Source organism: Cohnella lubricantis (assembly GCF_014212015.1).
Classification (GTDB): domain Bacteria; phylum Bacillota; class Bacilli; order Paenibacillales; family Paenibacillaceae; genus Cohnella; species Cohnella lubricantis.
The window spans coordinates 20,840-28,725 of the sequence record NZ_JACJVN010000043.1 but is presented as its reverse complement, the minus strand read 5'-3'; the positions used below and the strand labels follow the sequence as shown (position 1 = coordinate 28,725).

The window sequence follows — 7,886 nt, the reverse complement described above, 5'->3', positions numbered from 1 at the left end:
CAAGGCACAATAAGTGCCTTGTTCACGGCCCAGCCCGCGCGGCGACCGTCTGGTATCTGGATGAGCACGTGGGCACGGACGAGACAAGCGTTTTTTTTCGAAAAGGTGCTGTTGCCCGAGCTCCTCTCCTGCGGTGCCAAGGTATTGGGGGACTATGCCAAGGAGCATAGCGAGAACAGCTTCCCCCCACTGCCGGTGCGCGGCGAGGATGTGTTCGTCTGGTTCATGCGCTTCGCGGACAGGTCTGCCTACGAACGGTTCTCGAGCGAAGTCGCCCAATCGCCGAAGCGCAAGGAGATCACCGGCCATCTAAGAGGAGTGTTGAACAGGCCGGAGGAAGTCTTGCTGCTTCAGCCCACTTCCCGTTCCCTATTGTGAGGGGCAACTGCAGACGACATCAGCCTGCCAGCCTCCCCGGCATACCGCAATACCCCGCACAGCCGGCTCGCGGTTGCCAGCCGCCTAATCCGCCAGCATGTTCAGGAACTGCACCGCGCGCTCGCTCTTGGGATGCTGGAATACTTCCTCCGGCGTTCCTTCCTCCACGATAACGCCCTTGTCCATCAGAACGACCTGATCCGCCACTTCGGCGGCGAACTTCATCAGGTGCGTGACGATGACCATCGTCATGCCTTCGGACGCGAGCTGCTTGATGACCTTCAGCACTTCGCCGACCAGCTCCGGATCGAGCGCGGACGTCGGCTCGTCGAACAGCAGCACCTCCGGGTCGAGCGCCATCGCGCGGGCGATCGCCACCCGCTGCTGTTGGCCGCCGGAGAGATTGTGCGGATAGGAGCGGGCCTTGTCCGCCAAGCCAACCTTCTCCAGCAGCTCGAGCGCGCGCCGCCGCGCTTCAGCCTTGCTCTTCTTCTGCACCGTGACCTGTGCCTCGACGACATTGCCGAGCGCGGTCATATGCGGGAACAGATTGAACGATTGGAACACCATCCCCGTCTGCTTCCGCAGGCTCAGCACCTCTCGCGCAGACGGCCTGGCGCCCGATTGGAATTGCAGCGACACGCCGCCGATCCGCAGCGAACCCTGATCCGGAATCTCCAATAGATTCAGGCAGCGAAGCAGCGTCGTCTTGCCGGAGCCCGACGGGCCGATAATGACCAGCACCTTGCCTTTGGGCAGCTCCAGGCCGATCCCGCCCAGCACCTGCTGCTCTCCGAACGCCTTATGCAGACCGCGAACTTGAATCAAGATTGACGCCCCCCTTAGTCCGTAGCCCTTAGGCGGCCGACGAACGGCCCAAACGTCTCTCCGCCATATGCTGCAACGCCGACAGCACGGTGCTGAATGCCAAATAGATGACCGCGACCTCGCAATAGATCAGCAGAGGCTCGTACGTTCGGGCGACGATCTCCTGCCCTTTGCGGAACATCTCCAAGTAGAGGATGGATGCCGCCAGAGAAGTATCCTTCACCAGGCTGATGAACGAATTGCCGAGCGGAGGGACGGAGACTCGCGCCGCCTGCGGCAGAATGATTCTTCTAAGCGCCTGCAATCTCGTCATCCCGATGGAGTAGGCGGCTTCCCACTGCCCCTTCGGAATGGACTGGATGGATGCGCGCACGATCTCGGAGCCATAGGCGCCCACGCTGAGCGAGAACCCGATGATCGCGGAAGGGAGCGGGTCGAGCGTGACTCCAATGCTAGGCAGCCCGTAGAAAACAATGAATAATTGCACGAGCAGCGGCGTTCCCCGAATGATCCATACGTAGAACTGGGCGACCGCCTGCAGCGGCTTCCAAGCGTACAGCCGGATCACCGCAGCGATGATCGCCAGAATTAATCCCAGGACGAAGGAGATCAAGGTCAACGGAATGGTGTAGAGGACCCCTGCTCTCAGCAGGGGCCAGAGGGAATCGAGCACGATTTGGATCTGACGATCGCTCATAAGGGTTACTTCCTTCGCTGCAAGATCTTATTGGGATACGTCGGCTCCAAAATATTTCTGAGAGATCTTCAGGTAAGTGCCGTCTTGCTTCATATCGGCCAGCGCTTGGTTCACGGCCTGCACCAGCTCGTCGTTGCCTTTCTTGAAGAGGGCTGCGCTTTGCGAAGCGTCTGACGCCTCATCCACCATTTTGATCGGCGCGTCGGGTTGCTGCTTCTTGTAATCGAAGTAAGATAAACTGTCGTTAACGGTTGCATCCACGCGGCCGGAGAGGAGCAGCTCGATCGACTGGTTGAAGCCTTCCACCCCGACGATCTCGGCCCCATTCGCCTTCGCGATCTGCCCCAGATTGCTGGTCAGCGATTGCGCGGACTTCTTGCCCTTGAGATCGGCCAGCTTCGTGATGTCGGTATTGTTCTCCTTCACGATCAATACCGCTTTGGACACGATGTACGGGTCGGAGAAGTCATACTTCTCCTTGCGTTCATCCGTCACTGATACCTCGTTGAAAATCGTATCGAACCGCCCGGCATCCAAGCCCGCGATCATCCCGTCCCATGCCGTCTCGACGAACTCCGGCTGGAGGCCCATACGCTTGCTGACTTCCGCGGCGATCTCTACGTCGAAGCCAGTCAGCTTGCCGTTCTCGTCATGATAAGTGAACGGTGCGTACGTACCTTCCGTGCCGATGCGCAGCTTGCCGCCGTTCTCCGCTGTATTGTTATCCGTCTGGTTGCCGCACCCGGCCAACGCCAGAGCGGCAACGGTCAATAGCGTTAATCCTAAACCCGCCGTTCTTCTCATGATGTTAATTACCCCTTCGCCTCTCTATAGCCGCCTGTACACAAGCTTAGTATGGAAGGGGATGCCAGATCTCATTCGTCAGCGGCCGAATCGGCAGGATCACGCCCGACTTCGTGCACCCGCCGCATCCGCAGGATCATGCCCGAACCAGCTTGGCGCGCCAAGCGTCCGGCATCGGACCGGCGTACTCGACCGCATTGGCGCCGGCGTAGGCCGCGAGGTCGGCGATCTGAGCAGTAACCGCGCGATACAGACCGGCATCCGGCTTCACTGTTGGCTCTAGATAGAGCCCTTCAATGAAGAGAACTTGGCGGCGGCGGTCGACGCGGGGGGCGATCCGCCCGACCAGTTGGTCGCCATGCAGGATCGGCATTAGATAGTAGCCGTACTCTCGCTTCGCCTTGGGGACGTACATCTCATTGCGGAAGAAGAAGCCCCACAGCCGCTCGGTGCGATCCCGGTCGCTGATCAGGTTGTCGAATGGCGACAGCAGCGTCGTGCGTCCCTCCCAGTTGCCGGCTTGAATCGCTTCGATTAATTCAAGAGCTTCGATGTGAATGTAGAAGGGCTGCTGCGAAGGAGCGTCCTGCATCTCGACCTGAATCAACTTGCTGTCCTGCTGCAGCTGCTCGAGCGACGCGCGTATAGGCAGCTTCGATTGCATGCGGTAGAAGTACTGCTTCACGTCAGCTTCGCTGGCCACGCCGAGAGCGCGTACCGAAAGCTCAACGCCGGCCTTGATCGCCTGATCCCTCGAAAGCGCCGTGCGGTCGGTATCCAACGGCAAGTACGCATCCGTTAACGACCAGAGCCGCTGGTTCGCGGTGCGTCCCGCCACCATCACTTCGCCTCTCCTCCACAAGAACTGCAGCATGCGTTCCACGTTGCGCCCGGCCGTCCAGCCGGAAGACTCCCAAGGGACGACGGCCCGATCCTCGAACCCGCCCGTCGGCACCGAGCCCTTCTGCTGTAGAAGCTCCACAATATGTTCATGGAGCGGCCGATTGACCTCCATCCACGACGCCATCCGGGGATGCCCGTAAGCTTCCATCGATGCCCTGTGCATCGGATAGTCTTCGGTGAGGACGATCGCTGCGGCGTAGACCCAGTACTCGAACAGCTTCCGGTCGCGCCATAATAGCTCGTCCAAGAGCGGCACGGCTCCGGGCCCAAGCCGGCTCCATAGTACCAGCTCGTGGCTTGGCGCCGCCGCGCTGACCGGGTCCAACTGCAAGTAGCGCAGCGACCGCAGCACCTTCATCAAATTCGCCTCGTTCGCCTCCAATCGCGGAGCGGCGAGATGCTGGCTCGTGATCGCCAGCCGTCTGGCGTCCGCTTGACTGATGACGAGCGGCGGTTGATTAGTTCGTTGCATCAGATGGCCCCCTCTGCTGAGCAGATGTATAGAAGAATTAGGATGATTATATCATTGCTAGAGTTGGATGCGATATCCAGCGGTGCAGGGCCCGCTTGACACACGAGGCTTCCCGCCCGTATTGTTAGTTGTATCAATTGTGTTAGCGCTTACACGAGAGAGGGGGCTCCTATGGCCAATCATAACCCAACAAGTCTTGTCGAGAATGGCGTTCGCCGCTACGGCCGATTCTCCACGCGCCCGATCGTCAACCCAAGAGACGAATTCGTCGGCATCGCACGCGCCTTGCGCGGCCTGCGGCTCAAGGAATGGGTCGGCTTCACGCTTATCCACCCGGACTGGTACTCCTCGCTGATTATGCAGGATGCGCAGTACTTAGCCAGCTCGGAGATCTACGCGTACAACCGCCGCAGCGGAGCGCTCCATCAGCACGCCGCGAACGGACGGGGCGGCTCGCTGGCGCTGCCGGACGAGCTGTTCGGCAGCCGGTGCGCGTTCGAGAAGCGCGGCTATCGGATTACATATGACTTCGCGAATGACGGAACCCGGCATGTCCTGCGGTTCGATATCGCCGCGACCGACAAGGCTCCGGCGTTCCAAGGAGAGCTGACCCTCGACGCGAGCCGAGCATCGCTGCCGCTGTCGGTCAGCTCCCGGCTGCCGGGCGGCCGGATGTATACGCACAAAGTGATCTATTCGGTCTCCGGCGCTCTGCGCGTCGGCGGCGAAGAGATCATTTTCGACCCTGAACGGGACCTGGCCATTCTCGACGAGCATAAGTCGTTCCTCCCATACCGAACGAGCTGGGTGTGGGGGACGTTCGCCCTGCGCACGAGCGGCGGGCTGGCGGGGGCGGACTTCGCCGAACGGCCGTCGATGCCGGGCGAGGAAGAGGAGTCGTGCATCTGGACGCCGACTGCGTGCGAGCCGCTCGCCGACATCGCGTTCGAACCGGAGTCGGACGATCCGCTCGCGCCATGGCGTATCCATTCGCGCGACGGACGGCTTGACGTTGTCTTCGAGCCCGAGGGGCGCAAGCAGGTGAAGCATCAGCTGGGCCTCTTCGCGATCGATTACTTCCAGCTGTTCGGGCACTACCGGGGGACGTTGCGCGGCGCCCAAGGCGAGTATAAGTTCGATGGCGTTCACGGCGTCTGCGAGAGCATGAAGGCGCGGTTGTAGCTAGTTCAGAAGCCGAGCCTCTCCAGGAGAGACTCGGCTTCTCTGCAGTGCTAGCGCCTTATGCACTAACCGACTTGCTTACAATGTCCCCATATAGAATAGATTCATGGCAGAGATCTCAAAGCCGATCTTGCGGTATAGATTCAGAGCCCGCTCGTTGTCCGTGACGACGCTTAGCCGAATATAGGTATACGATTCATGCAGTAAGCATTCAACGGTCTTCACCAGTGCTTGGGTTCCAAGCCGCTGCCCTTGGCAGGAAGGCAGGATGCAGAAGTCATGGAGGATCGCCTTCTGCCGGTTCAAGACATTCACTCGGATCATGCCGACGCGCTCGTGGTTCCTCCAAGCGATATAGGTCGTGCGGGCCGGATCCGCCGTTCCGGCCAAATATTCGCGAACCCAGCTCTCGGAATCCCCGAAAGCCTGTGACATGCAAGCGACCTCGAACTCCAAATCCTCAGGCCGCTCGGGGAACAGGCTTAATTCGGAATTGGACAAGCCTTGGAATAAGGCCGAATTAAGCACCAACTGGAACTCCGAGTGGTCATAGACGGCTCCGAGAGACTTCGCGGCGGCAATCCCGGCCTCTGAATCCTTGGGAATCCGATAGTTATGGCTTCGGATGCCGAAAGCCTTCATATCCTCTTGAGCCCGCTGCAGCATGCTGCGGAAGACGCCTTGACGACGATAATGCGGATGAACCCTTGCATTGACATTCCCGACGATCCCGTCGGATGAATGCCAGCTCAGCAGGCCGGCCAGCTTGTCACCATGGTAATAGAGGATCCCGAAGTCGCCATTCTTCTTGGCCAGATGCTCGATCCCCGCGTTGTAAGGAATGGGATCCAGCTGCGTGCATTCTCGCTCCAGTTGAAGGATGGCAGCGATGTGTTCCTCGGAATGATAAATCATCGGTATAATCTTATTAATGGACATATCTAGAAGCACCTTCGTTCGGAAGGAAACACGCAGTTTATGGACCGGTAGGCGCTGTCCTTCCTAGAATGGGTCCGTTCGTCATGATCGCCATTGTATCGCCTCCAGACATGATACTTTAGACTGTAACATATCGATGGTGCGAATGGTTATGATCTTGGAAGTACGGCCATACATATTAAGATTATTTTGAGCTTACTAGTCAAGGCTTCCTGCTATTATAAAAAGAATTGGGACGAGGAAAGACGGGCGACCGAGATGAATGATGCGAATCGGTACAGCGAGCTCGGATGCTGCAAGCCGCAGCTTGTGGCTGCAGCGACAATATCCAAGAAGCGAGGCGAGATTCATGGAAGAGATGACCCCTCAAGTAGTGGAGCATGGCGAGATGAAGCTGATTGGCATACCTTGCATCAGCCTGAACGATATGGGCGGCAAGTATCGGCATGCGAAGGAAGGGCTGCTGTCCTCGACGAAGCACTTCGATTGCGTGAAGAATCCGTTCATTCATTATGGGATCTGGCCGGCATCACCGACGCAGCGCCATGCAGACCGGCACACTTACATCCTCTGCGTAGAAGTGGATTCCTTCGATGGCATTCCCGAGTGGTACTTCAAGACAACGCTGCCGCCGCAGCAATGTGTGGTCGTCGCGAATAAGGACGGGAACTTCGACGCCGCAAGCCGCGCCGTCGATCAATACGTACAGGGCAATGGCCTTCAGGTAGACGCTGGGGACCGCAAATATGTGATATGCGAGCGGTATGATTATGAAGGCGAAGGCTGCGGCTTCGCCCGGTATTCCCTGCCGATTGTGACGGTTCCGGAGGCATCCGCAGTGAAGCGCAACAGCCCAATCCGGAACAAGGCGGGCAACATCTTCGTCCCGGTGCGTGACATCGAGAAGTCGCGCAGCTGGTATTGCCGGGTACTGGGGCTGAACGAGGCGGATTGCGAGATCATTGGCGGCCACTTGTGCCCGCTGCCGATGGAAGGAGTCGGCATCATACTGGACACGATGCCGAAGTGGGGCGGCCAGGAGCCGGGCGGCGCGCCGTCCATTGAGACGCCGGCCTTCATGCTAATGACCGATGACCTGCAAGGGTCATTGGCGTACATGCGAGAGCTCGGCGCCGAGCTCGTGACGGAGATCGAGCATGATCACTGGTTCGTCGTGAAGGACCCGGACGGCAACAAGCTGATGATCTGCCGGGAGTGAGGCTGCCGCAGCCCGCGCGCTCCCCTAGGTTAGCGGCAATATGCATTATATTTAAATCCAGCGAGATGTAGTATAGCGCGCAGCCTTGTGTCTGCAGGAAGAGGCCGCGGTTCAGATCCATCCGGTACTTGGTCCGGTCCGTGCCATGCGATCCGTAGTCCATAATCTCGAAGGCAATGCGAGACGTACCGACGATCCACATGAAGTCGACGAAGTAGGATCTCCCTCGCCAGTCCTTCACTTCATACTCCGGATGCAGTCCGCGGAAATGTCCGACCATCGGCCGCCACACCTGCTCGATGAACAGCCGATTGCCGAACCCCATGACCGCGCTTCAAGGCGTCGAGGCGTTCTCCGCCTCTGCGCCGCAGATGCACGTCCAACCATCGCTCATGCTCGGTCTCATAACTCATTCCGATCTCGCTCCTCTTGATCTCCGCCGCCCGGCAACGCACAATACCCCG

At 59.0% G+C, this 7,886-nt stretch carries 8 protein-coding genes and 1 pseudogene; 4 read left to right on the top strand and 5 right to left on the bottom strand.

Annotated elements, in window-relative coordinates; genetic code table 11:
* Positions 1-378, top strand: a 378-nt coding sequence (locus H4Q31_RS11895; RefSeq protein WP_221626823.1) for a hypothetical protein, incomplete at its 5' end; no start/stop codon positions are given.
* Between the two features lie 84 nt (positions 379-462).
* Here H4Q31_RS11895 and H4Q31_RS11890 read toward each other — a convergent pair.
* From H4Q31_RS11890 to H4Q31_RS11875, 4 genes are all read right to left on the bottom strand, one after another.
* On the bottom strand, positions 463-1,206 hold the full coding sequence (locus H4Q31_RS11890) for an amino acid ABC transporter ATP-binding protein (RefSeq protein WP_185179299.1): 744 nt from the start codon (positions 1,204-1,206) through the stop codon (positions 463-465).
* Positions 1,207-1,234: 28 nt separating this feature from the next.
* Complete coding sequence (locus H4Q31_RS11885; RefSeq protein WP_185179298.1) at positions 1,235-1,903, bottom strand: amino acid ABC transporter permease; 669 nt, start codon at positions 1,901-1,903, stop codon at positions 1,235-1,237.
* Between the two features lie 27 nt (positions 1,904-1,930).
* Positions 1,931-2,707 carry an amino acid ABC transporter substrate-binding protein gene (locus tag H4Q31_RS11880; RefSeq protein ID WP_185179297.1) on the bottom strand — a complete coding sequence of 259 codons (777 nt, stop codon included), beginning with the start codon at positions 2,705-2,707 and terminating at the stop codon, positions 1,931-1,933.
* A 136-nt stretch (positions 2,708-2,843) separates the two neighbouring features.
* The gene (locus H4Q31_RS11875) at positions 2,844-4,082 is read right to left on the bottom strand and encodes a winged helix-turn-helix domain-containing protein (protein ID WP_185179296.1); all 1,239 of its coding nucleotides are present in this window, start codon (positions 4,080-4,082) and stop codon (positions 2,844-2,846) included.
* A gap of 171 nt (positions 4,083-4,253) precedes the next feature.
* Here H4Q31_RS11875 and H4Q31_RS11870 point away from each other — a divergent pair, with 171 nt between their 5' ends.
* Positions 4,254-5,264, top strand: a complete 1,011-nt coding sequence (locus H4Q31_RS11870) for a DUF2804 domain-containing protein (protein ID WP_185179295.1) — start codon at positions 4,254-4,256, stop codon at positions 5,262-5,264.
* Between the two features lie 78 nt (positions 5,265-5,342).
* On the opposite strand, the gene H4Q31_RS11865 is transcribed toward H4Q31_RS11870, so the two are convergent.
* Positions 5,343-6,203, bottom strand: coding sequence for a GNAT family N-acetyltransferase (locus H4Q31_RS11865; RefSeq protein WP_185179294.1), 861 nt, complete (start codon positions 6,201-6,203; stop codon positions 5,343-5,345).
* Positions 6,204-6,465: 262 nt separating this feature from the next.
* Between H4Q31_RS11865 and H4Q31_RS21360 the strand changes: the two are divergent.
* Both H4Q31_RS21360 and H4Q31_RS11860 read left to right on the top strand, forming a co-directional pair.
* Positions 6,466-6,888: pseudogene (locus H4Q31_RS21360) on the top strand (effector binding domain-containing protein); the annotation flags it as partial.
* Between the two features lie 153 nt (positions 6,889-7,041).
* Positions 7,042-7,422: a VOC family protein gene (locus H4Q31_RS11860; protein WP_376698242.1), complete on the top strand. Its 381-nt coding sequence runs from the start codon at positions 7,042-7,044 to the stop codon at positions 7,420-7,422.
* Positions 7,423-7,886 lie beyond the last annotated feature (464 nt).

Excerpts from the sequence above, each read along its gene's own strand:
- H4Q31_RS11885 (WP_185179298.1), bottom strand. The coding sequence starts at position 1,903 with ATGAGCGATCGTCAGATCCAAATCGTGCTCGATTCCCTCTGGCCCCTG.
- H4Q31_RS11880 (WP_185179297.1), bottom strand. The coding sequence starts at position 2,707 with ATGAGAAGAACGGCGGGTTTAGGATTAACGCTATTGACCGTTGCCGCT.
- H4Q31_RS11875 (WP_185179296.1), bottom strand. The coding sequence starts at position 4,082 with ATGCAACGAACTAATCAACCGCCGCTCGTCATCAGTCAAGCGGACGCC.
- H4Q31_RS11870 (WP_185179295.1), top strand. The coding sequence starts at position 4,254 with ATGGCCAATCATAACCCAACAAGTCTTGTCGAGAATGGCGTTCGCCGC.
- H4Q31_RS11865 (WP_185179294.1), bottom strand. The coding sequence starts at position 6,203 with ATGTCCATTAATAAGATTATACCGATGATTTATCATTCCGAGGAACAC.